Source organism: Cyanobium sp. Morenito 9A2, from assembly GCF_024345575.1.
Lineage (GTDB): Bacteria > Cyanobacteriota > Cyanobacteriia > PCC-6307 > Cyanobiaceae > ATX-6F1.
The window spans coordinates 28,158-53,485 of record NZ_JAGQBJ010000015.1; the positions used below are offsets into that span (position 1 = coordinate 28,158).

The 25,328-nt window shown below is 68.7% G+C and carries 18 protein-coding genes; 5 read left to right on the forward strand and 13 right to left on the reverse strand.

Annotated elements, in window-relative coordinates:
- Nucleotides 1–113: 113 nt before the first annotated feature.
- On the reverse strand, nt 114–599 hold the full coding sequence (locus KBY88_RS14405; protein ID WP_254940637.1) for a nitrate reductase associated protein: 486 nt from the start codon (nt 597–599) through the stop codon (nt 114–116).
- A complete protein-coding gene (locus KBY88_RS14410) occupies nt 600–1,634 on the reverse strand; it encodes an anthranilate phosphoribosyltransferase family protein (protein ID WP_254940666.1) in 1,035 nt (344 codons plus the stop codon).
- A gap of 125 nt (nt 1,635–1,759) precedes the next feature.
- Here KBY88_RS14410 and KBY88_RS14415 point away from each other — a divergent pair, with 125 nt between their 5' ends.
- The 3 genes from KBY88_RS14415 to cobA all read left to right on the forward strand — a co-directional run bounded on the left by KBY88_RS14415 (nt 1,760) and on the right by cobA (nt 6,042).
- Nucleotides 1,760–3,325 (forward strand): ferredoxin--nitrite reductase, encoded by a 1,566-nt coding sequence (locus tag KBY88_RS14415; RefSeq protein ID WP_254940638.1) that lies wholly within the window; start codon nt 1,760–1,762, stop codon nt 3,323–3,325.
- Between the two features lie 570 nt (nt 3,326–3,895).
- Entirely contained in the window at nt 3,896–5,260 is a 1,365-nt protein-coding gene (locus KBY88_RS14420) for a CbiX/SirB N-terminal domain-containing protein (RefSeq protein WP_254940639.1), read from the forward strand.
- Nucleotides 5,257–6,042 carry a uroporphyrinogen-III C-methyltransferase gene (gene cobA / locus KBY88_RS14425; protein WP_254940640.1) on the forward strand — a complete coding sequence of 262 codons (786 nt, stop codon included), beginning with the start codon at nt 5,257–5,259 and terminating at the stop codon, nt 6,040–6,042. Before KBY88_RS14420 ends, cobA begins: the two co-directional genes overlap by 4 nt.
- A 15-nt stretch (nt 6,043–6,057) precedes the next feature.
- On the opposite strand, the gene KBY88_RS14430 is transcribed toward cobA, so the two are convergent.
- Together KBY88_RS14430 and KBY88_RS14435 are read right to left on the reverse strand one after the other, a co-directional pair.
- Nucleotides 6,058–7,887 carry a GGDEF domain-containing protein gene (locus tag KBY88_RS14430; RefSeq protein WP_254940641.1) on the reverse strand — a complete coding sequence of 610 codons (1,830 nt, stop codon included), beginning with the start codon at nt 7,885–7,887 and terminating at the stop codon, nt 6,058–6,060.
- 39 nt (nt 7,888–7,926) lie between these two features.
- On the reverse strand, nt 7,927–8,814 hold the full coding sequence (locus tag KBY88_RS14435; protein ID WP_254940642.1) for a CsgG/HfaB family protein: 888 nt from the start codon (nt 8,812–8,814) through the stop codon (nt 7,927–7,929).
- Nucleotides 8,815–9,051: 237 nt separating this feature from the next.
- Here KBY88_RS14435 and KBY88_RS14440 point away from each other — a divergent pair, with 237 nt between their 5' ends.
- Nucleotides 9,052–9,528: a redox protein gene (locus KBY88_RS14440; RefSeq protein ID WP_254940667.1), complete on the forward strand. Its 477-nt coding sequence runs from the start codon at nt 9,052–9,054 to the stop codon at nt 9,526–9,528.
- Nucleotides 9,529–9,573: 45 nt separating this feature from the next.
- On the opposite strand, the gene KBY88_RS14445 is transcribed toward KBY88_RS14440, so the two are convergent.
- From KBY88_RS14445 to KBY88_RS14465, 5 genes are read right to left on the reverse strand one after another with little or no spacing between them, the layout of a single operon-like run.
- The gene (locus tag KBY88_RS14445) at nt 9,574–11,658 is read right to left on the reverse strand and encodes a transglutaminase family protein (protein ID WP_254940643.1); all 2,085 of its coding nucleotides are present in this window, start codon (nt 11,656–11,658) and stop codon (nt 9,574–9,576) included.
- A complete protein-coding gene (locus tag KBY88_RS14450) occupies nt 11,655–12,908 on the reverse strand; it encodes a sensor domain-containing diguanylate cyclase (protein WP_254940644.1) in 1,254 nt (417 codons plus the stop codon). The genes KBY88_RS14445 and KBY88_RS14450 overlap by 4 nt, the downstream gene beginning before the upstream one ends.
- A complete protein-coding gene (locus tag KBY88_RS14455) occupies nt 12,905–13,804 on the reverse strand; it encodes a transglutaminase family protein (RefSeq protein WP_254940645.1) in 900 nt (299 codons plus the stop codon). Before KBY88_RS14455 ends, KBY88_RS14450 begins: the two co-directional genes overlap by 4 nt.
- Nucleotides 13,789–14,775 (reverse strand): alpha-E domain-containing protein, encoded by a 987-nt coding sequence (locus tag KBY88_RS14460; RefSeq protein ID WP_254940646.1) that lies wholly within the window; start codon nt 14,773–14,775, stop codon nt 13,789–13,791. The genes KBY88_RS14455 and KBY88_RS14460 overlap by 16 nt, the downstream gene beginning before the upstream one ends.
- Nucleotides 14,769–16,208 (reverse strand): circularly permuted type 2 ATP-grasp protein, encoded by a 1,440-nt coding sequence (locus tag KBY88_RS14465; RefSeq protein ID WP_254940647.1) that lies wholly within the window; start codon nt 16,206–16,208, stop codon nt 14,769–14,771. Before KBY88_RS14465 ends, KBY88_RS14460 begins: the two co-directional genes overlap by 7 nt.
- A gap of 204 nt (nt 16,209–16,412) precedes the next feature.
- On the opposite strand from KBY88_RS14465, the gene KBY88_RS14470 reads away from it, so the two are divergent.
- A complete protein-coding gene (locus KBY88_RS14470; RefSeq protein ID WP_254940648.1) occupies nt 16,413–16,838 on the forward strand; it encodes a PilZ domain-containing protein in 426 nt (141 codons plus the stop codon).
- A 15-nt stretch (nt 16,839–16,853) separates the two neighbouring features.
- Here KBY88_RS14470 and KBY88_RS14475 read toward each other — a convergent pair whose 3' ends face one another.
- From KBY88_RS14475 to KBY88_RS14490, 4 genes are read right to left on the reverse strand one after another with little or no spacing between them, the layout of a single operon-like run.
- A complete protein-coding gene (locus tag KBY88_RS14475) occupies nt 16,854–17,678 on the reverse strand; it encodes a hypothetical protein (RefSeq protein ID WP_254940649.1) in 825 nt (274 codons plus the stop codon).
- Nucleotides 17,679–17,681: 3 nt separating this feature from the next.
- Nucleotides 17,682–18,497 carry a hypothetical protein gene (locus KBY88_RS14480; protein WP_254940650.1) on the reverse strand — a complete coding sequence of 272 codons (816 nt, stop codon included), beginning with the start codon at nt 18,495–18,497 and terminating at the stop codon, nt 17,682–17,684.
- A gap of 37 nt (nt 18,498–18,534) precedes the next feature.
- Complete coding sequence (locus KBY88_RS14485) at nt 18,535–21,741, reverse strand: tetratricopeptide repeat protein (protein WP_254940651.1); 3,207 nt, start codon at nt 21,739–21,741, stop codon at nt 18,535–18,537.
- Nucleotides 21,738–24,509: a CHAT domain-containing tetratricopeptide repeat protein gene (locus tag KBY88_RS14490; protein WP_254940652.1), complete on the reverse strand. Its 2,772-nt coding sequence runs from the start codon at nt 24,507–24,509 to the stop codon at nt 21,738–21,740. The genes KBY88_RS14485 and KBY88_RS14490 overlap by 4 nt, the downstream gene beginning before the upstream one ends.
- Nucleotides 24,510–25,328: the final 819 nt, after the last annotated feature.

Below are 25,328 nucleotides of genomic sequence, written 5' to 3' on the forward strand. Positions count from 1 at the left end.
GACTGGCTTCAGAACGCGGCGACCAGTGCCGATGGATCAAGGATCGTGTTGGCGCTCAAGCTGACCAACGTCTAAACATCACCACGTGAAGCAGGCCCGCAGGGTGACGATTGTTACGGACGGCCCGGGTCGGTCAGGAATTCGGCAACGGCGGCGGCCAGGTTGCGGTGTTCATGCCCTGGCTGGCTGAGCTTCACCAGCACGAAGCGTTGCAGTTCGTCGAGCCCGGCCCAGTCGACGTCATCGAGCCGCAGTCCCAGGGCAATGCAGGCGGCCAGCACGGCCTCGGGCACGCTGCCCCGTTGCTGCCAGGGCTCGTCTCTGGCGGGGGGCATAGGGCGGGCGGGCCCGTCCGCCAGGGCGGCCGTGCGAGCCAGCAGATGCCGGCGCAGGTCTGTGATCGCGCCGGGGTCGTCGGGCCACTCCACCAGGGTGTGCCGTTCCGGCTCCGGCAGCGCCAGCCAATGGCTGAGCTTCAGTTTCACCCCCGCCAGATCGAGTTTGCGCCGCACCGCCATCGGAATGCAGCGCAGGTTGGAGGCGAAGTCGGCCTCGAAGGCGAAATCGCGCGCGTGCAGCCCCTCAGCCCCCGGTGCCATTCAGCGCACCTCCGCCAGGGCGGCCCGCAGGCGCTCGCCGGCCCGGGCGGCCAGCAGGGCCCTGGCCTGCTGCACCCCTTCCTCCAGGCCTGAGCAGGCCTCCGAAAGCCACAGCAGCGCCCCCAGGTTCCAGACCAGGGCCTCCGCCAGGGGCCCCTCCCCCACCAAGGCCTGGCGGGCCTGCGTGCCCCAGGCTTCGAGCGACTCCCAGCGCACCTCCTCGCTGGCGATGCCGTGGTCGCGGGGGTGCAGGATCAGCCGTTCCACCACCCCCTGGCGCACCCGGGCGGTGATGCCGGCGCGGGTGGTGGGCAGATCGGTGGAGCCCTCCAGCCCCTTGACCGTGAGCAGGTCGGTTTCCCCTGCGGCGGCGAGGGCTTCCCAGGCCCGGCTCTCGGTGGGGGGGTGAACGAAACCACTCACCAGCAGGTGCTCGCCTTGGTGGGGTGTCCAGAGCAGCTCCAGGCTGGCCACCGGCGGACGCTTGCCGATCGCGTCGCGCACCGGCCGGAGGCGATCGGCGGCGCTGAAGTGCAGGGGCTGGTGGGTGAGGGCCAGGTTGTGATCATCGAGCCGCGCCTGCACCGCCGCCAGCGGCAGACCCCGCCACTCGATCCCCAGCACCGCAAACAGCTCGGCGAGGGTGACTCCGTACTTCACCGGCATCGGATCGCCGCCGTGGAGCACCACCGGCTGGCCGCTGGCCGCCAGCAACAGCGCCACCATGGGCACCAGGGGCGCCGTGCGGCTGCGGCCGTCGTAGGGCACCCCGAAGCAGAGCGGCCTGCGGCCCGGACTGCGCAACACCGGACCATGGGCGCGGTAACTGTCGAGCATGCCGGTGAGCTCGATCGGCGAAGGCCGCCGGATCCGATGGGCGATCAGGAAGGCGCCGAGCTGGGCTTCCCCCACTTCGCCAGCCAGCATCAGGTCCATCGCCTCACGGGCCTCGCCCCGGCTCAGGCCCGTGCTGGTGTGCTCGCCACTGCCCACTTTGGCAAGCAACTCACGGAAGCGCAGGCCAGGGGCCGCCATCGCCGGCCGTCGCTCCAGCTCAGAGGGGTGGCTCCCCTTGATGGCCTTGAGTGATGGTTGCGACAAGTGCTGGGCGCGCCCCCTGAAACATTGTCCCCAAGAATGACTGGCCCCAGCGCCGCTCCGTGACAACCCCCATCACAGCCCCCTCCCCCGGCACTCCGGCCAAGCGCAACAAAGTGGAGCAGGCCAAGGCCGACTTCTGCGGCCTTGATCTCCAGCCCCGGTTGGCCGAGCTGGGTCAAGCCGGCTGGGAATCCCTCGACGAAGCCACCCTCACCATTCATCTGAAGTGGCTGGGGATCTTCTTCCGGCCGGTGACCCCCGGTCGGTTCATGGTGCGGCTGCGGCTCCCCAATGGGCTGATCCAGGCGAGCCAGCTCGAGGTGCTGGCCGAGGTGCTGGACCGCTGCGGCGACCATGGCAGTGCCGACATCACCACCCGCCAGAACCTGCAGCTGCGGGGCTTGTTGCTCGAAGACATGGCGCCCCTGGTGGCGGCGATGGAGGCCGTGGGCCTCACCAGCCGGCAGTCCGGCCACGACAACCCCCGCAACATCACCGGCAATCCCCTGGCGGGGATTGATCCGGAGGAGTTCGTCGACACCCGCCCCCTGGTCGACGCTATCCAGGAGGCGTTGCTCGGGCCCGATGGCCCCCGCAACTTGCCGCGCAAGTTCAATGTGGCTGTAGGGGGCGCGCCCGACAGCTTCCTGCTCCACAACGATCTGGCCTTCCTGCCGGCCTATCGCGGCGACGAACTCGGCTTCACCGTGATGGTGGGGGGGTTCTTCTCGGCCCAGCGCAACGAGCTGGCCATCCCGCTCGGTGTTTGGCTGCGAGGCGATCAGTTGCCCGAGTTCAGCCTCGCGGTGCTGCGTCACTACGAGCGCCAGGGAGATCGCACCAACCGCAACAAGACCCGGTTGATGTATCTGATCGATGCCCTCGGCCTCGAGCGCTATCGCAGCGAGGTGCTGGGCACCTACGGCGAGTTCGCCGGTGCGGCGGCAGCGGCGGCGGTGCCAGGCCACGACGGTTCCCACCTGGTGGACCGGGCCCCGCGGGACATCTGTGGGGTCCATGGCCAGAAGCAGGAGGGCCTCCACTGGGTTGGCCTGCACGTGCCGATGGGCCGGCTGGAGGCCGCCGACATGGTGGAGCTCGCCCGCCTGGCTAGGGAGCACGGCACAGGTGAACTGCGGTTGAGCGAAAGCCAGAACGTCCTGATCGCCCATGTGCCCCAGGGCCAGCTGGAGGCCCTGCTGGAGGAGCCCCTGCTGGAACGCTTCCAGGTGACCCCGGGGCCCCTGCAGGCCGAAGCGGTGAGCTGCACCGGCAACCGTTATTGCAGCTTTGCGCTCATCCCCACCAAGAGCACGGCCCAGGCCGTGGTCGATGAACTGGAGCAACGGCTGGAGCTGCCCCATGGGGTGCGCACCCACTGGACCGGCTGCCCCAACGCCTGCGGGCAGCCCTACATGGGCGAAATCGGTCTGATGGGTGCCAAAGCCCGCCTGGAGGGCCAGATGGTGGAAGCGGTCAAGATCTTCCTGGACGGCTCCATGGCGGGGGATCCCCGCCTGGGCGAAGTGCACGAAACGCCCGTTCCGCTCAGCCAGCTGCCCGATGTGCTTGAGGCGCTGCTGGTGGAGCGCTTCGGGGCCCGGCGGCGAACGCAGCCCCTTTGAGGGAGCGGCCTGGGCGTCCCGGGAGCCAGCCCCGTGGCCCGCGCCTGCTGCTGAGCTTGGGTCGGCACCTCTGGCTAAAGCTGCGGTCCAGCTCCTCAAGCGCCCCTTGGTCGCCCAGGTCGTGGCCGCCGTAGAGCAAGGCACAGATGCGCTCGGGATCGATCCCAAGGGCCGCCACCTCCTGCCAGAGCCGTTGGCTGAGGGCGGCATCAGCCCGCTCGAACTGCCCATGGCCCAGTTGCCGCACCAGCAGCCATACCAGATGCCGTTCCTTCAAGTCCGTGAAGCTGAGCTGGGGGCAGGCCCTCGATCCTGTGGTCCCAACAACGGTTTGGTTCCCAGCCATGGCGCCCGTCCAGCTCAGTCCTGTCCCAGTGCTACTCACGCCGCCACCGAGGTTCAGGCCCCACCGCCACCAGCACATGAAACGTAGCGATGGCTACCAATGAGGCGCCATCGGTCAACGGGCCCCCGGCCTTCGATGCAGCCCCCGCCAGGGAACCAGCGCTGGCGCTGGAGGGGTGCCAAGGTGTGGGCCTTCCTGGCTGGGGGTGGGCGATTCCTGAGCGCGTGCACAGCTCCTTGAACGGCGCCCCCAAGGATCCGCCGCTCCCCGCCCTCCTGCCGCCCCCCGGCGATGGCGGCCGCTGGCCGATGCTGCAGCAGCTGCGGCGCCTGGAGCCCAGCGAGCTGGAGCCCTGGCTGCGGGCGCTGGAGGCGGGATCCCTCGCCCCCGAGACTGACCTGCTGGCGGTGCTGGCCGACCGGCTGGAGGGGGCCGATGCCGCACGACTGCTGGTTGGCTGGCTCAATGACCATGGCCCCGGCGGGTCCCGCTTCGGGGCGCCCGGAGAGGCGGAACAGCTGGCCCTGATCGGCCGCCGGCGCCACCCCGCCTGCGCCCGGGCCCTGCGCCTGGCGGTGGAGAAGTTGGAGAACGCTGACCTCCCCCTGCTGGCGGCCCTGCTGCCGCCCTTGGGTCTGCAGCGGGATGGCGACGATTTCCCTTTGTTGGCGCGGCTGGCCGGTGACCCAGGGCCGAGGGCCCTGCGCCGGGGAGCGCTCGAAGGGCTGGCGGTGGGGTTGAGCGCCTGGCCCCTCGCCCCCCTGCGTCAGCTCCTGGAGCGGCTGGCCCAGGATCTCGACGGCACCCTGGCCGCCGAGGCCGTGGATCTGCTGGCCCGTCTTCCCGCTGGCCGCGCCGGCCTGGCGCGTCTGGCCCGCCGGCCCCTGGATCCCGCCGTGGGTGCTCGCCTGCACAGGCGTCTGGCGGCAGCGGCGGCCAGTCCCCTGTTGCTGGTGGTGCACGGGCGCTCGGAGGGGGTGATTCCGCCCGAGCTGCTGGAGCTGGCCGAGGTCCTGGAGCACCGCCGTGGGGCCCCGGTGCGCTTCCACGCCCTCACAGCAGCAACGGCAGTGGCAGCACCGGCGGGCACGGCTGAGGGGATCCGCCCCCCTTGGCTGCTGGTGCCGCTGTTGCTGCTGCCCGGCGGCCATGTGCGCCACGACGTGCCGGTGATCGCCGCCGCCTGGCGCCAGGCGGGGCCGCTGCGGCGGCTGCCGTTTCTGGGGGCCTGGCCCGCCTGGCAGCGGGCCCTCAGGGCTGAACTGGCCGAACGGGCCGAGCAGGCCCAGGGGACCCCGGTGTCCAGTGGCCCGGAGTCGCCCCGGTTGCTGCATCACCCCGTCGAGGGCGCCCTGGGGCAGCGCTACCTGCGCCATCTGAGCGAGGTCACCGGGGCGATCTGCGTGGCCAGTCCATACAGTGCGGCAGATCTGGAGGCGTTGACGCTGACGATCCCCACTGGAGCCCTGCCCCTCACCCTGGCGGCCAACCGACTCACCGACAGCCTGGGCGCTCTGCTCGGGCCGCCCCTGCTGCAGCGCCCCCGTTTCCGAGCGCTGCTGCTGGATGTGCTGGGCGACTTGCCATGAGCGAGTCGATCCCCGGCAAGGTGTACCTGGTGGGGGCAGGTCCCGGGGATCCCGAGTTGCTCACGCTCAAGGCCCATCGGCTCCTATGCGCGTGCGATGCCCTCGTCTACGACTCCCTGGTGCCGCAGACGCTGCTGGAGCTCACGCCGGAGCATTGCGAGCGCCACTTCGTGGGCAAGCGCCGGGGCCACCATTCGGTGCCCCAGCCCAGCACCAACGCCGTGCTGGTGGAGCTGGCCCAGCGGCACCGCTCCGTGGTGCGGCTCAAGGGCGGCGACCCGTTCCTGTTCGGCCGCGGTGGCGAAGAGGCGGCCCATCTGGTGCGCCATGGGGTGCCGGTGGAAGTGGTGCCCGGGGTGACCGCCGGCATCGCGGCGCCGGCCTATGTGGGCATCCCGATCACCCATCGCCGGGCGGGCTCCTCGGTCACCTTCGTGACCGGGCATGAGGAGATCGACAAGGGGCGCCCCGGGGTCGACTGGCGCGGTCTGGCCCGCAGCAGCGACGGGCTGGTGATCTACATGGGTCTGCACAACCTGCGCCGGATCTGCGAGGAGCTGATGGCGGGAGGCCTGGGGGCCGCCACCCCCGCCGCTGTCGTCCAGCAGGGCACAGTGCTCGGCCAGCGCCAGCTGGTGACGGTGCTGGGGGAGCTGGCGGACCGGGTGGAAGCTGAGGACTTTGGCTCCCCCTCAGTGGTGGTGATCGGTCAGGTGGTGGAGCAGCGGGTGCCGGAATGCGCCCCTCCGCCGGCCGATGCCGAGATGCCGATTCCGTTCTGAGTGGCTTTCCCCGCTTCAGGGGGCCACCACCACCTGATCACGTCCCGTTTCTTTGGCTCTGTAGAGGGCCTGGTCACAGCGGGCCATCAGCTGGTCGGCGTCGTCGTCGGGGCGGAAGCTGGCGATCCCGATGCTCAAGGTGACCTTCACGGCCTGGCCGTTGTGATGGGTGGTGTGGCTGGCCACGCTGAGGCGCAGCAACTCCCCATAGCCCCGGGCTGCCTCTGGATCGCAGACGGGCAGGACGAGCGCAAATTCTTCACCGCCACTGCGACAGAAGCAGTCGGAGGCCCTCAGCCGGCTGCGCACCACATCGGCAAGACTGCGCAGCACCGCATCTCCCATGGGATGGCCGTAGGTGTCGTTGACCGCCTTGAAGTGGTCGATGTCGAAGCAGAGGAAGCTCAGATCACCGCCCTGGCGACTCACCCGCAGTATCTCTTCGTTGAGCCGGCGCATCAGTTCCCGTCGGTTGAAGCAGCCGGTGAGCGGATCGGTGGTGCTGAGCAGTTCCAGCTCCTGCTTTGAGGCATCCAGGGCCCGGTTGCTGTCCTCCAGGTAGGCGGTGAGGCGATTGACGCGGCCGATGCGGTTGTTGATCAGCTTGACCATGCCGTTCAGTTCACGGATGAACGAGGTGGCCAGGGTCGGCATCGTGTACGAGGTTTCAACTCTGGGATCGTGGGCGCCCGCCCGGGCCTGGTGCCGGAAGATCGGCGCCATCACCTTGCTGAACTGACCATCCAGGCTGCGGCTCAACCATTCGCTCAGCAGGGATCCGATCAGGATCACCCAGGCCAGCAGAGCGGCCGATTCGAGGCTCTGTCGCTGCAGCTGGAGCACCGTGGAGCGCGCGGGTTCGACCACCCGAATGATCACGTCGGGGGTGAGGGGATGGCGGTGATGAATCCGCGTTTCGCGCAGCCAATAGGCCTCCATCAGCCGGGCGGTCAGTGGCGCCTTTTTCGGCGGCAGCAACAGGGTGAGGCCGGGCCGTTGCGTCGCCCGTTCCTCGGCAGGTTGGTCATTGCGCTCCAGCTGCCGGAACAGCTCCGGAGCTGTCTCGAACACATTCCCTTGGAGATCCAAGCGCTGAATGTCGATCCGTTGCTCGCCCTTGGGCAGGCTGGCGCTGAGCTCCGCGAGTTCACTGATCCGCAGGCTGGCGACTGTGGAGCTGATCAGGCCCAACTTCGCGAATTGCCCCTGCTCCACGCTGCCCTGAAGGTTGCGCGAGTGGAGGGAGGTGATCAACAGCGCCGGGATCGTGATCGCCAGCAGCATCGCCCCCATGGTGATGCCCCGGATCGAGACGCCCTTGACGCCGGTTAGGCGCGGGAACCAGTGCTTGGCAGCCAGGAAGAGAGTGAAGCCAATGGTGGTGTTGATGACACTGTTGACGGCTTGGCCCAGGGCGATCGTCAGCAGATTGGTCTGTTCGAGGGTGGCCAGCCGTCCAAAGAGAAAGGTGGCCAGGGGGAGGCCCACCACCAGCCAATAGCCGATGTCGGCGAGCAGGAGGCGGCCGTTGTCGGCGTTGCGCTTGCCGCCGTTCAAGTGGACCAGATACAGCTGCAGCCAAAGCAGTTCGAGGCTGTAGATGATCGCCGCCGCGGGCACGCCCCGGAGCTGGGCACTGACCAGGGCCGTCGCCACGCCCACGGTCAGCCCCCACCAGCCATAGCGCAGCAAGGCGAACACCGCCGCGATCGAACCCAGCTGAAGCCTCAACCCGAAGAAGGGCGAGAGCTCCAGCTGATTGCCGCCGATGGCCAGCAGGGTCAGCCCCAGGAGCGCCAGTGCCGTACGGCTGGGCAGCCGTTGGCTGCCGACCTGGGGGGACATCACGAAGGGCACGGGGTCGGCGGGTGGGCGAACGGTGATCTAGTCCAGCTTGAGCACCCCCCTGGTGCGCTCGCGACGCTCTTGCTCCTGGGCCTCAAAGGCGGCCAGGCAGCCGGGCTTGGGCACCAGCAGGCAGCTCACGTAGCTGGAAGCATCGATCAGGGCGGCCCGCAGCGCCTTGGCGGCCGGCGTGCGCTGGCTCTGGCTGTTGCGGTTGCCGAAGTTGAGCGTGCCGGCGGCGCCGGTGAGCACCTGGCCGGTGCGCCCCATGTTGGGGGCCAGCAGCAGGGCCAGGGCCGCGGCCGGCAGCAGGCTGACCCCGGTTGATTGGGCTTCGGCGGCGTTGCTGGCCCGGCCCTCCACGGTGCGGGAGCCCACCACCTCGCCGGTGCTGCTGTCCACCACCCGGATGTCGATCGCCACGTAGTCCTTGGTTTCCAGCTGCTCCTTGGCGGTGCCCACGCCCATCAGGCCGAAGTTGCTGCCGGAGCCCTTGCTCTCCACGTTGCTGTCGTAGGAGCTGACAGTGCCGAGCACGATGTATCGGGCGCCGGTCATCTGGCTTTTCTGGGCGGCGGAACTGCCCGTGCCTTTGCGCACGATGCCCAGTTCGGCCAGCTCCTGCTCGGAGAGCACCTCTTTGAGGTTGCGGCGCTCCACCACCTGCAGATCACCGGTGGCCTGGAGTTCGTTGGCCAGGGCGGCGGCCAGGTCCTGGGCCACGGGCCCCTGCCACCACCAGGTGCCTGCCGTCACGTTGTTCTTGAAGTCGGGCACCGAGACGGTGGGTCGGCGCTGGTTGGAGCGGATCGGCAGGCTTGACTGGGCACCGGCGGCCAGGGGGCTCAAGCCCTGGCCCGCCAGCAGCAGCAAGGCCGTAAGCGGTGACAGAAACGCACGCAGGGAGGGCACGGCGGGCTCGGGCACGGTGAGCTGTTCATTGAAGCAACGTCCCTGGGGGTAGACGGATGGCGGGTGACGCCACTTGCGACACCGGCTGCGAACGGGGGAATCTTGCCCGTTCGGTAGCGAACTGGACTCCCTGGGGGAGGTGCCTTTCGTTTATGTGGGACGACTTAACCTTTCAGTAACGGAAGGGAGCTTCCCATGCCCAACTCCGGCCTGCTCCAGGATCCTGCCCAGCGCGCGCCGCGGCCGGCGCCCATGTTCGAGCTGATCCCCTACGAGAAGTTCCGCGACACCCCGGCGGTGCGCTTCTTCGATATCACCGTGCCCACCTCCAATGCCCGTGATCTGGTGGTCCACACCGGACCGGCGGTCAGCCCCCCGGACGACCCCGAGACCGGCGCCTGGCAGTTCTATCTGCACCCGCACCAGGAGGACAACCTGCTGGCGATGCAGGGTGGCCGCACCTTTTATCTGGTGAACCTGGGCTGGAATTATCCCTTCCACATCGTGCGCCTGGAGATGGGAGGTGACATCCTCCGCATCCCGCCCGGCACCTTCCACCGCTCGGTCTCTGACCCCAATGGCTCCCTGGTGCTCAACCAGGCGGTGCGGGAGGAGGGGGCCAGCCTGGTGAGGGAGTTCCGTGTGTACAACAGTAGCCGCATCCCGCGCCTGTTCGCCACCACGTCCCGCACGGCGCCGCTGCCGAAGCTGCACGGGGTGACCTGGTAGCGCCTGGCGGAGCCCCTGGGCTCCCAACCACGGCCGGGGGGTGGCTCAGCCTGGCAGGGGCTCCAGGCGCAGATCCACGGTGACTTCCCCGGGGTTGGCGACGCGCCAGGGGGCGGCGCTCAGCCATGGGATGGCGATGGCAGGATCGGCGATGGCGGCACTCTTGAAACCGTCGCGCTCGCAGGTCAGCGTCCAATGGCCCGCCAGCGTCGTCGTAGCGGTGTCCAGGATCGAGAGCGCGAGGGGGAGATGGGGAGCGATCGCCGGGTGCAGGCAGGGGTAGAGCTGATCCTGGCGGTAACGCACGGCCACGGGGCCTGCCCCCAGGTGCAGGGGTCGACCGTTCAAGACCACCCCGAACCGCTCGCGGAAGGCCCCGTTGCTGATCAGCTCAAAGCGGCGCAGGGAACTGTCGACGAAGCGGCTGGTGCTGCCTCCTTCCACAGGCGTGTCACAGAGCAGCGGCCAGGCCTCCCGGGCCCGGCGGATCTCCAGCGTTGCTGCCCCCTGCTGCCAAGCCAGCAGCCGCGGGCAATGGCTTTCCCAGATCGTCCGGAACGGCTTGGGATCAAGCCTGAGGCCATCGGCCGCCAGCCGCGCCAACAGGCCTTCCAGGTCGGCCAGGAGGGCGCTGGGCAGCATCGTTTCGTCGTGGAGCCGGGGGCCGAAGGGCTGCATCGCCTCTGGTCGATTCCGTGGCTCGAGCAGGTGCACCGCCAGGGCGCTCCAGAGCAGGGCGATCGTCGCCATCGCTTCGGCGGTCGGGAGGGTCTCGATCGCCCGGAACTCGATCAACCCCTGGCAGCCGGCGGCCCAGGCGGGGTTCCAGAACTTGTCGAGACTGATCTCGCTGCGGTGGGTGTTGCCGCTGCGATCGGCATGGAGGTGGCGGAGGGTTTCGCTGATCAGCACCCGTTGGTCGCCCTCCGGCAGGGTTTCAAGCACGCCATGGGCCAGTTCCAGATCGAGCCAGGAGGCACTTCCCTCATCGGGCCGCGGGGCCTGGGAGGCGGGGCCCACCGAGGGGCTGCTGAACAGATAGGCCAGGCTCGGATGGCGCTGCCAGAAGCGCAGCACCCCCACCAGCCAGCGCGGGCGGCTGAAAAAGGGGTTCGTCTCCAGATCGGGGCCGCCCCAGAGCAGGTGATTGCCTCCGCCGGTGCTGACCACGTGGCCTTCGTCGTCCTTCCAGGAGCGCAGGCCCACCGTCGCCCCCGCCGCTTCCAGTTCAGCCATCCAGCCGGCGTAGGCCTCCCAGTTGGCGCAGACGGGCAGGTTCACCTCAAGCACGCCGGGATCGGCGGTCAGGCCAAGCACCTGCCAGTGCCCCGTGATGTCGAGGGGGAGCACGCCACTGAGGGCGGGTTGGCTGTGGCCGGCGCTGGCTGCGGCAATCAGTCGCAGCAACTGCTCCAGAGGCTCCCGGGCCAGGGGCGGCAGGAACAAGCTCCAGCCACCAGGGTGCACCTCCAGGGTGAGCACCTGGCGCAGCACCCCCTCGGGGAAGTGCTGCAGCGGCAAGCGGAGACCCGCCGGACCTGCGGCGGGCAGCAACTCCCTCAAGGAGTCGTCGAGCGGCCATTCGGACGCTTCCCAGCCCGGTGGGGCCTCTGGATCGAGTTCAAGGTCGTGGTGGCACAAGGGGGCGGCCCAGACCCGCCGATCTGGATCGAGGGTGTCGCGCAAGGCCAAAGGCCGCAGGCCGCAGCCCAGGGCTGTTCCGATGGACTCCAGGAAGGTGAGGGCGTCGGCCTCGAGCAGGGGCCCTGGGGCCGTGGCGTCATCCTCGGAGCCCCCGTCCTGGGGCCAGCGCACGATCGGCTTACCGTTGGCGCCGATGATCAGGCGCAGGGCCCAGCGGGGGTTCACCTCGCCGTCGTAGCGCTTGCCGGGGCAATAGATCAAGGTGCTCTCGGGCCAGACCCGTCGCTGCAGCTCCTGGCCCAGGGCTTTGGCGTAACCGAGCTTGGTGGGGCCATCGGCGGCCACGCTCCATTCGGCCCCTTCCGGCCGGTTGGGAACGTAGGTGGGTTCACCACCAAGGGTGAGCTGCACGCCGGCGGCGCTCAGGCGCCGGTCGATCTCGCGGGCGACCGCCAGGGACCCGGCGAGCCAGGGGGGTGAGGTCATCGGCGTTCGGCTCGCGGGGTTTTCGGTGGGCTGGTGGCGGCGCTGGAATCTGGGTTCGGCACCGTCGCCCAGCGCACCCGGTTCCGCCCCTCCTCCTTGGCGCCATAGAGGGCCGTATCGGCGGCGGCATAGAGGTGATCGAGCTGATGGTCCAGACGCTCGCTGCTGGCAGCCCCCAGGCTGATCGTCACGCGCACGGATTCTCCCTCCCAATCGATTGAGGAGGCTTCCACCTGACGGCGCACGCGCTCAAGAATCGAATCGGCCATGGCGCTGGTGCTGGGCAGAAGCAGGCCGAATTCCTCGCCCCCGAGCCGGCCGACCAGATCTCGTCCCCGCAGCGATGAGCGGATCTGCTGGGCCACCCCCCTGAGCACCGCGTCGCCACAGACATGGCCGTGGGTGTCGTTGATGCGTTTGAAGAAGTCGATGTCGATCACCGTGAGCACGAAGGGCAGGCCTTCATCGAGGCCGCGGTTGAGCATCTTCTCGCTGATCTCCATGAAGGTGCGGCGGTTGGCCAGCCCTGTGAGCCCATCAGTTTCCGCCACCCTGTGCAAGCCCGGAAGCAGGCTCTGCTTGAGGGTCAGGGTCAGCACGGTCAGCAGGCTGCCCAGGATCAGGATGCTCAGGCTCGCCAGCAAGACAACCTGCTGAAACACCAGGAGGTTGGTGGCCTCCGAGTTGAAGGTCATCAGCACGAGGTACCGCTGCTCCCGCGGACTGGCGTCGAAGCTGAGGGGCTTGAGCACCCGCCACTCCGTCTGGGTGCTCTGCCACGGCAGGTGAAAGGAACGGTCCGCCAGACGGCACCCCGAGCTGGGCTGGGTGAAGCAGCGCAGGGTGGCTGGATCGGCGCCGGCTCCCAAGGCTCCTTTGTCGAGAAGGTCGTTGAGTGACTGTCCCAGCAGGGAGGGCCTTGAGCTCAACAGCACCCGACCCCGCCCATCGAAGACCACCAGTTGATCGAGCATGTCGGCGTCGGAGCTGAGCGGCTGGCTGCGGTACAGCTGCACCATCCGCTGTTGCTTCCCTCCATTTTGCTCGGCTTGCAGAAAGGTGCTGATCGCGGCGCTGATTTGATCGCTTTGGCGCACGATGTTGCGGTTGGCGGCGATCAGGGCCAGGGTGCCGGTGGAGGCCGCGATCAGAGCACTCCCGAGCAGACCCACCAACGCCATGATGCGAACCAGGCGCCGGTTGACCTCCTCGGCCAGGTTCGACTGGATCGGGTTGCCGGCGAGGGTCATCGGCTGAGGCTCGGTTCGATCAACATCACCAGGGAAGTCTCGTCGAGGACCTCGGCTGTGATCGACCAGTCGAATGTGCTCTTCACACCCGGTGGACCGGAATAGCTGCCACTGACGGCGGCTGTGAGGTCGGGTTTCGAAGAGGTGGCCAGGGGGATGTAGCGGTCATCGATGGGGCCCATGCCGCTGGGGTCGAAGCCGCGCCACCCGGCCCCGGGCAGGTAGATCTCCGCCCAGGCGTGCAGGTCGTAGCGCTCGGGGGCCGGTTCCACCAGGTGGTAGCCGCTGACGAAGCGGGCCGGCAGCCCCACGCAGCGGCAGGCCTCGACCATCAGCATCGCCAGGTCGCGGCAGGAGCCCACGCGCTCTTTGAGGGTGCGCCCGGCGGGCCAGGCCGGACCGCTGTGGCGCTGGGTGTACTTGACTCTGTCCTGGATCGTCTCCACCAACTGGCTCAAGAACATCAGCGCCCGCTGATCACTGCCCATCAGGGCCTCCTGGGCAAGTTCCACGGCGGCAGGATCGTGCTGCCCATTGGGGAGCCAGCCCTCGAGGCTGCCCATCAGATCCCCGTTGAGATGGCCCACGGGATAGGGCAGGGCGAGACCGTCGTACTCCAGGCACTGCTCCAGGGGGGGCGGCATCTGGGTCTCCACCTCGCTGATCGACTGCAGTTCGAAGCTCTCGGTGTGGCCCAGGAACCAGGCGCGCAGGATTTCATCACCGCTGGCCGCCACCAGGGGCCAGAAGCGGCTGGGCTCGGGAGACAGGCGCACCCCAAAGCTGATCAGGCGCTGGAAGCCATGGCCGCGGGGCTTGAGGCAGAGCCGATGGGGGCCGAGCTGGACCGGCGCGCTGTAGCTGTAGCTGAACGTGTGGCTCAGTCGGGCGCGCATGCCGGCTCCGCTGGACTGGGGGTGGAGGGAGTGGGCCTGACGAAGTAGCGCTCGTCGATCTGCCCGTGCAGCTGGTTGAGATCGCTCTGGAAGCGATCGATGGCCTCATGGAGCCCCTGGGCCATCAGTTCATCGATCCGCACGTAGCTCCAGGAGGCCAGCATCAGGCCGCCGAGGGATTCCAGATCATCGGGGGGGCCGGGCACGGGGGTGCCACGGATCACCCCCAGGGCGCGGTTGATCCCCTCCAGGCAGTAGCGCACCGAACGGGGGAAGATCGGATCGAGCAGCAGGAACGCCGCCACGGCCTTGGGGCTGATCCCCTGTTGCTGGGCCTGGCGAAACATCTGGTACGCCCCGGTGCAGCGCAGCAGGGCGATCCACTGCAGCTCATCCAGCACTCCGCCCACCTCCTCCGGGCTGGGCAACAGTAGGAAGTACTTCACATCGAGGATGCGACTGGTCTTGTCGGCGCGCTCGATCAATCGGCCCAGGCGGCTGAAGTGCCACGACAAATCGCGGCTCAAGGTGGCATCGGAGATGCCATAGAAGAGTTGGCAGGCGCGGCGGACTTCCCGCAGCTGCTCCTGCAGCGGCTGGTTCCAGAAGCGGTCGCTTTCCAGCAGGATCCAGTAGATGTCGTTGATCTGCTCCCACATCTCGGTGGTGATCACCTCGCGGATCTGGCGGGCGTTCTCCCGCGCCACCCCGATGCAGTTGACGATGCTGCTGGGGTTGGCCTCTTCCCGCACCAGGAAGCGCACCACATCGTCGGGTTGCCCCTGGGGATAGAGCTTGTCGAACAGTTCCCGCTCGCCGCTGGCGTCGATCAGCGGCAGCCAGGGTTCGGCGCTGCCGGGGGGGCAGTCCAGGGCCATCGCTTCACTGACTTCAACAAAGCGGGAAATGTTCTCGGCCCGTTCCACATTGCGGTTGATCCAGTAGAGCGAGTCGGCAACACGGCTCAGCATGAGGCTTCGTCCACGATCCAGGTGTCCTTGCAGCCGCCCCCCTGGGAGGAGTTCACCACCAGCGAGCCCCGGCGCAGGGCAACGCGGGTCAGGCCGCCGGGGCTCACCCAGGCCCCCTTGCCGCGCAGCACGTAGGGGCGCAGATCCACATGGCAGGGGTAAAGCTCGCCCTCGCTCAAGGAGGGCACGGTGGAGAGTTCCAGGGTGGGCTGGGCAATGAAGTTGCGGGGATCGGCCTGGATCTTCCCGGCGAAGGAGAGGATCTCCTCTGCGCTGGAATGGGGGCCGATCAGCATGCCGTAGCCGCCGGCTTCAGCCACTGATTTCACCACCAGCTCTTTGAGGTGGGCGAGCACGTAGGCGCGGTCGTCGTCGCGGGCACAGATGTAGGTGGGGACGTTTTCGATGATCGGATCCTCGCCCAGGTAGTAGCGGATCATCTCCGGCACATACGCATAAATAAGCTTGTCGTCGGCAACACCGGTGCCGGGGGCATTGGCAATCGCGACCCGTCCGGCCCGGTAGGACTCCATCAGTCCGTGAACACCCAGCATTGAATCGCCGCGGAAGACGGCGGGATCGAGGAAGTCATCGTCGATGCGGCGGTAGATGACATCCACCGCCTCCAGGCCCGCGGTGCTGCGCATCCACACCCGGTTGCCCTCGCAGACCAGGTCGCGGCCCTCCACGAGCTGGATGCCCATCTGCTGGGCCAGGTAGCTGTGCTCGAAGTAGGCGCTGTTGAACACCCCGGGGGTGAGCAACACCACCTTGGGGGTGTCGGTCCAGGGGGCCAGCTCCCGCAGGGTCTGGAGCAGGTGGGAGGGGTAGTCGTCGATCGGCTGCACAGCCCGCCCGACGAACAGGCTGGGGAACATGCGCTTCATCACGCGCCGGTTCTCCAGGAAATAGGCCACGCCGGAGGGGCAGCGCAGGTTGTCCTCCAGCACCCTCCAAGTGCCGGAACCATCGCGGATCAGATCCAGACCGGAGATATGACACCAGCGACCCAGGGGGGGCTTGAAGCCGATCATCTGGGGCCGCCAGCCCTGGGAGCTCTCGACGTCCTCGCGCGGGATGACACCATCCTGAAGGATCTTCTGGGGCCCGTAGACATCGGCGAGGAAGGCATCGATGGCCTCCAGGCGCTGGATCAGGCCCTTTTCCAGCCGCTGCCAGGCGCTGGTGGAGATCAGCCGTGGCAGGGGATCAAAGGGCAGAATGCGTTCACCTCCCTTCTGGTCCGCGTCGTTGAGGCGGAAGGTGGCCCCGAGGCGCTTGAGCAGAATTCCGGCTGCCGCATGGCTGGTGTTGAGCTGATCGAGGCCCAGCTGACCCAGGGAGGAGAGCAGGGGCTGGAGGGCCTTGCGGGGCTGGGCGGTGGCACTGAAGTATTCGTCGTAGCCCTTCTGTGGCTTGTAGTCCGTGAACATGGGCGCCCCGCGCAGGTCGTGATCATGGGCAGCGGTGGGGACCGCTCTGGTGACCGTTGATACGAATCGAGGGGGATGGGAGGGCGGCTGTCAAGCCTGCAAACGGTTCGGATTGGTGCAGGGCTTGACGTGCATCCATGGGGAGACACCATTAATGTGAGGGAAATGATCGGCCCCCCGGCTCGACCATTCAAAGGTGCGGGGATGTCCACACTGGAAAGCGAGCAAAGCCTCTCTTGCCAGGTTCTCAGCGAGCCCCTGGCCGCCGGCACTGCGCTCAGGGCCACGCAGGCGGACGTCGATTTCGGCAACCGCCGGGAACATTTCCGCAGCCCGATCGAGGTCACCCGACCCATCGGCCTGGCGCTCGCCTCCCCCCAGGGCGAGCCGATCAGCCCCTGGATCTCTGCCGACATCCTCGATCTCAGCACGGGAGGCCTTTGCCTTGTGCTCATGGCGGGTCAGGATTTCGAGCCCAACGCGCACCTGGTCCTCAACCTCAGAAGCCAGCCAGGCTTTGGCATCGAGCAGCTCCCGGTGGGCCTGCGCTGGTTCGTCAAGGGTGGCCTGCTGGTGAGCCTCGGCGTGGGCTTTGATCAGCCCTTTGAGCGCTTGCCCTCCCTGGCCTAGGGAGTGGCTCGGCCGCTACAGGGCCACCTCCCGGGTGGCTTTGAAGAAGATCGACTTGGGATCGAAGGCCTTCACCTGGCGGGTGAGGGCCTCAAGGCTGATCGGAGCGCAATCCTGGGAAGGATCCCGGGGGCAGAGGTTGGGCACCAGTTCCATGGCCGCCGTCGCCCGTGGGTCATAGGACCAGCGCAGGGCGCGGCCCCCGAACAGGGATGGTTTCGGTGGCTGGGTGAGCGCGGGGATCAGCAGATCGAAGCTGGCGGCCTCGAAGCGCTTGGCCGGCAGTCGCAGCAGCAGGTTGCGGCTCAACGTCTCGCCGGGGTGGATCACGTCGTCGAGGAAGAGCCAGCCGGTGGAGAGGGTGCGGCCGGGTTCGGCGGGGGCGAAGCGCTCGGCCCGGTCCTGGGGTCCCAGCAGAACCAGCACCTCGGTGGCCCGTTCGGCGAAGTCCGGATCCTCGCCCCCCTGATGGAGACGGATTCCCTTCAGCTGCCAGACGCTGGGGAGCAGGTACAGCCTGCGGCTGCTGGCATTGGAGGCGGTGATCTCCACGTCAAGTTCCAGATTGGCCTGCCCCGGCGTCCGGGTCGGCCGCAGCCGACGGCTGGGGCTCACCGTGATCTTCAGGCTGAGGCTGGCGGGCGCCATGTCCGGCACCAGGATCTCCTTCCAGATGAACGTGTAGGCCCCCCAGGTGGCCGCCACCACGATGCCGATCGACTGGATCCAGTTGTGCAGCAGGTTCGAGCGAACCCAGGAGGGAACCGGATCCTTGGATGCTCGGGCGGTTGTTGCCGGTGCGGGGGGTGTCGGCGTGGGCGGTTGCTCTGGCGCGGCCATCGCTCAGGGCCGGGCGGCGGAGAAGACCTCACCGACCCGGCGGGGGCAGCGCAGGGGCTTACGACAGGAGGCGATCGGGGCGTTGCTGACGCTGCTGAGGGCCCTGTTGCCGGGATCCACGCCCACCTCGGCCAGCAACTTCGGATCGCTGACACGGTCGTTCGCCAGGCCGTCCATGGCCGCCGCCGTGCAGGGGCTGGCGGTGGCGCCAAAGCCGCTGAGCAGGGCATAGGCCCGCTGGCTGCGGGTGCCCTGCAGGGCCGCATCGGCGCTGCCGTAGGCGGTGCGTGCCGGGGAAAGCTTCTGGGCGGGGGTGCTGGGCCTGAGTCCCGGGCTGGAATCCAGCAGCACCCCTGCGAGACAGACGGCCTGGAGATTGCGTGCCGGCCCCTCGGGGGCGGTGCCGGCCCTCTGGCGGGCGAGGAAGGCCTGGCCCAGGCCGGTGGCGATCCAGTAGGCGAGTCCCCAGGCGCCGTAGCGCTCCTGCTCGCCGCCCATTCCCTTCCCATCGAGCAGCAGCTCGCCGCTGGCCGGGCAGTAGAGGGCGGTGGTGTCGGTGCTGGCGCCCGGGGCGCTGGGGCAGCTGGCGAGCAGTCCGCCGCCCGAAGCGACCAGCCGCAGGCTGGGCCAGGCCAGGGAGGCGGTGGCTGGATCACTCGTCCAGGCCTGGCGCAGGCGGCCACCGACATCCTGAACGCTGGCCTCCAGGTTTCCCGGAGGGTCCGGGGCGGGTTGGGCCACCGCAGGGACCACCGCACCGGCGCAGGAGGCGATCAGGAGACCCGTGATCAGGGACCAGGGAATCGAGGGCTGGAACACGACGGGAGGGGGTGCGCAGGTTCAGTGTGTTGCCGTCTCACAAGCCCTGCAAGGGAGCGTCATCCCCGCTGAGCTGCCAGGCGGCCCAGTAATTGGGATCGCGCCAGGAGCGGACTTTCGGGGTGGAGCGGAATTCCTCCTGCACCTCGACGAGGGCCGCCATCGGGCCCCTGCCGGCCTTGAGGCGAGCGTAGAAGCGCTCCATGAAATACGCGGTGGCGGCATCGTCCACCTTCCAGAGGGAAAGGAGGGTGGAGCGGGCACCGGCCACCGTGAGCGCCCGCTGCAGGCCATAGACGCCTTCGCCGCTCTCGAAGCGGCCAGCGGCGGTGTCGCAGGCGGAAAGCACGACGAGGCGAGTGCCATCGAGCTGCAGCTGGGCGGCTTCCTTGGCCGTGAGGTAGCCATCGTCGCGGCGGGCCCCGGGGGCATTGGCACCGGCCAGGACGATGCCGCTCTCGAGCAGAGGATCCCCGCCCCGGCTGCTGGGGTTGCGGAAGAAGCCATGGCTGGCGATGTGAAGGAGGCGGGGGCCACGGGCGTCCTGGAGGGCGGCGGTGCTGGCGGCCTTGCCCTCGAGGAGCTCGGCTCCGAGCTGGGCGGCCACCTGCCGGCCCTCTCCAGCGGTGTAGGGCAGCGCTGACCAGGGTGAGACGCCTCCGAAATCGGGGTTGGCGAGCACCAGGGCCCGGGCGGAACCCCCCTTGGCCGCAGGCCCTGGTGGTTCGAGCAGGTCGCGGCCGCTGGTAAGCAGGCGCAGTTGGACCGCCTGGGGAAGCCGTTGGTTGGGCTGACCCGGGGCGGGAAGGGCGGCGAAGGGCAGGCGGTTGAGTTCGGCGTCGGGGGAGATGAACCAGCGGCGCTGGCCGCTGAGGGGGCGCTGGAGAGGTGCGAAGAGCGCGTCGACCAGCTGCTGCCAGAGGGGCTCGACGGGCTCGATGCCGCGCTCGGCGCGGGCGAGGGCCTGGGCCACCAATCGGTCGATCAGGGCGGCGGGGCCCAGGTCGACGCTGCTGGAGGTGCCAGAGGGCTGCAGCACCAGGGCCAGATAGCGGTGTGCTCCCCAGCGACGCTCGGTCGGTTGGCGGCCGTCGAAGGGGCGGTAGCGCTGAAATTCGATCAGCACCCCATCGGCGGGCAGGACCCGGGCCACCTGGGCGGCGGAAACAATGCGCGGTGCCAGGGCGGGCAGCAGGCGGTAGAGCTCCTGCTCCAGCTGCTGGTAGCGCTCCGCCAGGGCGGCGCGCTGGGGAGCCGGGAGGGCGAGGTTGGCCAGCCGGCTGGTGAGGGTGGCCAGGCGACGGCTGAGCTCCCGCTGGGGGCCGGGGGCGCGCTCGAGCAGGGCCTGCCGGCGCGCGATGTCCTGCAGCAGCCCGTGGCGGTTGAGGCGGGTGAACAGGGCCAGCGCGGTGCCGCCAGGGGACCGCCCGGTGAAGGTGTAGGCGGCCTCCCAGGCGTTGCCAAGCGTGCGGATCTGGTTCTGGCGCTGGGCCTCGGGCAGCAGGGGGAGTTCGCGCTGAAGGAACAGGGTCTGGCCAAGGATGCCGCGCCGCAGCAGGGTGAGGGCGTTCTCCTCCGACCCCCGGTTGACCTGGAGCACCGCCAGATTGATCAGGGCGCGGGCGGTGTCGGGATGCTCCGGACCCAGGCGCCCCTGCTGGATCGCCAGGGCCCGCTCCAACAGGGGTTCGGCCTCGGCGCCGGCGCCCCGTTCCGCCAGCCGCAGGGCCAGGTTGTTCAGGGCGATGGCGGTGTCGGGGTGGTCGGGTGCCAGGGCTTTCTCCCGGATTGCCAGGGAGCGTCGAAGCAGGGCTTCCGCCTCGGCCAGGGCGCCCCGGCGTTCGAGCAGGACGGCCAGGTTGTTGAGCGAGCGGGCCGTGACGGGGTGGTGCGCTCCGAGGGTCCGCTCGCGGATCGCCAGGGACCGGCGGGCGAGGGGTTCAGCCTCGCCGGTGCGGCCCTGCTCGACGAGAAGTTCGCTGAGGTTGTCGAGGGAGAGGGCGGTGTCGGGATGGTTGGCGCCCAGGGCCAGCTCCCGGACCGCCAGGGCGCGGCGGTAGCCCGTTTCGGCCTGGGCCAGGGCGCCGCGGCTGCGGGCCAGGGCGGCCAGGTTGTTGAAGGCATTGGCCGTCTCTGGATGGTTGGGCCCGAGGACCCGTTCCCGGATGGCCAGCACCCGCTGGTAGAGCGGCTCCGCCTGGGACAGCAGGCCCTGGGTGTCGAACAGCAGGGCCAGGTTGTTCAAGGAGGTGGCGGTGTTGGGGTGGTCGGGGCCGAGGGCCGCTTCGTTGCTGCGCACGGAGCGCTCGAAGAGGGTCTGGGCTTCGGCATAGAGCCCCCGCTCCTGTAGCTGCAGGGCCAGGTTGCTGAGGGTGACGGCGGTCTCGGGGTGGGTGGGGCCCAGCACCTGCTCCCGGATCGCCAGGGCCCGGCGGAAGAGGGACTCGGCCAGCTCCGGCCGCCCCCGGTTGGCCAGCACCAGGGCCAGGTTGTTGAGGGTGGTGGCGGTGGTGGGGTGGTCGGGGCCGAGGCTGTGCTCCTGGATCGCCAGGGCCCTGCGGTAGAGCGGTTCGGCCTTCGCATAGAGCCCTTGGGCGTCGAGCAGGGCGGCCAGGTTGTTGAGGGAGCTGGCCGTGGCGGGATCGTCTGGCCCCAGGGCTTTCTCCCGGATCGCCAGGGCCCGGCGGTAAAGCGGTTCGGCCCGGGCATGGAGCCCCCGGCCATCGAGCAGGGCGGCCAGGTTGTTGAGGGCCAGGGCGATGTCGGGGTGGCCGGGGCCGAGGGCCTTCTCCCGGATCGCCAGGGCCCGGCGGAAGAGGGGCTCGGCTTTGTCATAGAGCCCCTGGACGAAATACAGCTCCGCCAGGTTGTTGAGGGTGGTGGCCACAGGCGGGCTCTGGGGGCCCAGGCGCCGTTCCCGCACGGCGAGCACCCGCAGGTAGAGGGGTTCGGCCCCGGCGTAGGCGCTGGCCTTCACCTTCAGGGCCGCGACGTTGTTGAGGGCCGCCAGGGTGTCCGGGTCCTCTGCCCCGCGCTCGCGTTCCATGGTGGCCACCACCTGCTCCCAGAGGGCGGCCGCCTCGGCGTAGGACCCCTTGGCCTGGAGTGCGCTCGCCCGCTGGATCCAGGCCTGCACCGGGGCCGGCAGGGGCTGGGGTGCGGCCAGGGCCGGAAGCCCGACCAGGCTCCAGAGACTGAGCAGAGCCCCCAGGTTCCTCCAGCGGCGCAGCAGCGGCCCCGTCACAAGCCCTGCAAGGGAGCGTCATCCCCGCTGAGCTGCCAGGCGGCCCAGTACCTGTGGTCGCGCCAGTCGCGGACGGGCGGGTTGGTGCGGAACTCCTCCTGGACTTGGACGAGGGCGTCCATGCGTCCCTTGCCGGCCTTGAGGAGGTCGTAGAAGCGCTGCATGAAGCGTGCGGTGGCGGCATCGTCGACTTTCCAGAGGGAGAGGAGGGTGGAGCGCGCCCCGGCGACGGTGAGGGCGCGCTGGAGTCCGTAGACCCCTTCCCCGCCCTGGGAGGTGCCCGAACCGGTGTCACAGGCGGAGAGGACGACGAGCTGGGTGCCGTCGAGCTGGAGCTGGGCGGCCTCCTTGGCGGTGAGGTAGCCGTCGTCGGGGGAGGCGCCTGAGCGGGTGGTGGGGGAGGCGGCTGGGGCGTTGGGCTGGTTGGGCAGGCCGCTGCGGTTGGCGCCGGCGAGCACGAGGCCGGAGTCGAGCAGGGGGTCGCTGCCGATGGAGGGTGAATCGAGGGGCTGCCCGTGGGGACTGTCTTGGGCGCGGTTGGGAGAAACGGCGGTGGAGGTCGCCCCCTGGCGCTCGCGGAAGAAGCCATGGCTGGCCACGTGCAGCACCCTGGGCCCGCGGGCCTGCTGGAGGGTGCTGGGGGTGGCCGCCGTACCCGTGATCAAGGTGGCCCCGAGCAGGTCCGCCACGCGCACTCCTTCTTGCAGGGTGGCGGGCAACGGAGCCCAGGGGGCAGGGCCTCCGAAATCGGGTGCGGCGAGCACCAGGGAGCGACCGGACGCTGGGGTGGGTTCAGTGGCTTTGAGCAGGTCTCGACCACTGGTGAGCAGCCGCAACTGCACGGTTTCGGCGAGACGCGGTTGGTTTTGGCCCGGTTGGGCTGGCCGGGCGCCGGGGGCAGGTAGGGCGGCGAAGGGAAGGCGGTTGAGCTCCCCGTCGGGGGAGAGGAACCAGCGGCGCCACCCGCTCAGTTGGGGCAGGAGGGGGCCGAGCACCAGGTTGGAGACCTGCTGCCAGAGGGGATCGGCGGGTCGTTCGCCCTTCTCACTCACGGCCAGGGCCTGGCGGATCAGATCCTCAAGGGGTGTGGTCGGTCCAAGGTCGACCGCATGGATGGCATTGCCGCGGAGCAGGATCAGCGCCAGATAGCGGGATGGTCCCCATTGCCGTCCTGTGGAATGACGTCCTTCGAAGGGGCGATAGCGCTGGAACTCGACCAGGGCACCATCGGCGGGCAGGGCTTTGGCCACCTGGTCGCTCTGGACCAGGCGTGGCTGGAGGGCTGGTAACTGGAGGTAAAGTTGGCTTTCGAGCCGGTTGCGCTCTTCTAGGAGGAGCTGCCTCTGGGACGGGTCAAGTGCCAGGTTGCTCAGCTCCCTAAGCAAAGCAATCAGCCGGTCAGCCGTTTCCTGAGCCGCTCCTGGCTCACGAGAGAGAAGCGCCTGACGGCGCTCGATGTCCTGCAGCAGGCCGTGACGGTTGAGGCGTGAAAACAGCGCAAGGGCCGTGCCTTCGCCCTGGCGACCGGCGTAGGAGAAGCTCACCTCCCAGGCAGGATCGAGTCCATTGATCAGCTTTAGGCGCTGAGTTTCCGGCAGTAGGGGGATTTCGCGCTGCAGGTAGAGGGTCTGAATCTCGAGGCCTCGGCGCAGCAGTTGCACGGCCTTGCTTGGCTGGCCGGAACTGTCGTACAACGCAGCCAGGTTGTTGAGGACTTGAGCTCGGTCTGGATGCTCTGGCGGCAGGATCTTTTCGCTGATCGCCAGGGCCTCCCTGTAGAACGATTCCGACCTGGCATAGGCACCACGGCGCTCCAGAAGAAAGGCCATGTTGTTGAGGCTCATCAGTGTGTCGGGATGGTTCTCCCCCAACACGGTTCTGCGGATGGCGAGAGCTCGGAGCAACAGGGGTTCGGCGCGCTGGTCGGCGCCGAGGTGCAGATGCAGCATGGCCAGATTGTTCAGGCCCATGGCGGTTTGCGGGTGCTCAGGTCCGAGGACTTGCTCCCAGATGCTCAGGGCGCCCATGGCATGGGGCAAGGCTCTGGCGTACTGGCCTTGACGCTCGTAGAGAGAGGCCAGGTTGTTGAAGGACTGAGCGGTGTCGGGGTTCAGCTCCCCCAGAAGGCGGCGGCGGAGGGCCAGCACCCGGAGCAGCAGTGGCTCCGCTTCGGTGGCTGCTCCGCGGTTGAGTGTCAGGCCGGCGAGGTTGTTGAGCGTTTGGAGCGTGTCCGGGTGTTCAGGGCCCAAGACCTTTGACCGGATTGTTAGGGCCCTCTCCAGCAGGGGCTGGGCTTTGCCCAGGGCGGCCTGACTGTTGTAAAGCACGCCGAGATTATTGAGAATGGCGGCTGTGTCGGGGTGCTCCTGCCCCCGCGTGCTCTCGACGATCAACAGGGCCCGTCGAAAGAGAGGTTCGGCTTGGTTCAAGGCACCGGCGCTGAGGTGCTGGAAGGCCAGGTTGCTCAGGGCGTTGGCGGCGAACGGATGGTCAGGCCCGAGGGTCCGCTCGATCCAGACCAATACCCGTGCCCAGCGCTCGGCTGCTTCTTTGAAGGCCCCTCGCTCGTGGAGCGATCGGGCCTCGACAATCCAGGTCAGAACCGAGGCTGACAGGGTGGAATCGCTGCGCCGATCTGCTGAGCGGCTTCCCTGAACGACGGCTGGAATGAGGGTCGAGTCGTTGGTGGGGGCAGCAAGACTCCTCCCCCATCCGAACAAGAGCACGACGGAGAACAGCAGCGCCACCGGCCGGAAGAGCGGGAGCAACGCTGGAGGGGGCTGCTCTTGAGAAAAAGACCCGGAACATCGAACCGAGCGCTCTGGGGCGGGACGTGGCCTCGCTGCGGTCAATCGAAATCCCGTGACGTCGCAGGCCCATCGGTGTCCCTCCCCTGGGGACGGGTTGGGCTGGATTTCTTCCTTCACAGGTGTATCGGTGCTGATCGGTTCCATCGGAGTCGGCTTGGTTCCTGGACTCAGTGCAGACCATTCGTCACTGTCGGTCCAGCAGCTCCGCCAGGTTGCCCAGGCTGCGCCGGTGGAGGGGCTCCGCCTTGTCGAAAGCGCCTTGGCCTTCGCTCTCTCCCCCCGGCTGGCCCCCAGGGAGGCCAGGTTCTGGAGGGAGGTGGCCATTCCGGGTGCATGGCTTCGAGTCGCCAGTCCGCGGCGGGTTCACGGCGCGGCGCCAGAGCTCATGGCTGCGGATGTAGGCGGTCCCGTCATGGAGAAAGCGGTGGCTGTCCGTGAGCCAGAGGCGGATCTGAAACGTGGCCTCGATGGGGTTGGTGAGCTGGAAGTCGAGGTCGATGTAGATGATCGCCGCGCCCGATGACCAGGGCAGCGCCCGGCCCTCGTCGGGGGGGGGGGGGGATCACAGGTGTGGTGATGGCGCTCGCTGATCGGGATCTCCGCGCCAGCCAGTCAGTCGAGCAGGTTGGTTGATGGGTCGATGCCGCCGCCGATGCCCGGCCGCGCCGGCGGCTGGGTTGGCCCACCAGCTGACAGAAGGAGCAGGTTTCCCCCGGGCGCAACAGCACGCCATCGAGGGTGGCCACCACCAGCCGCAGGTCGGTGCTGCCGAGCATG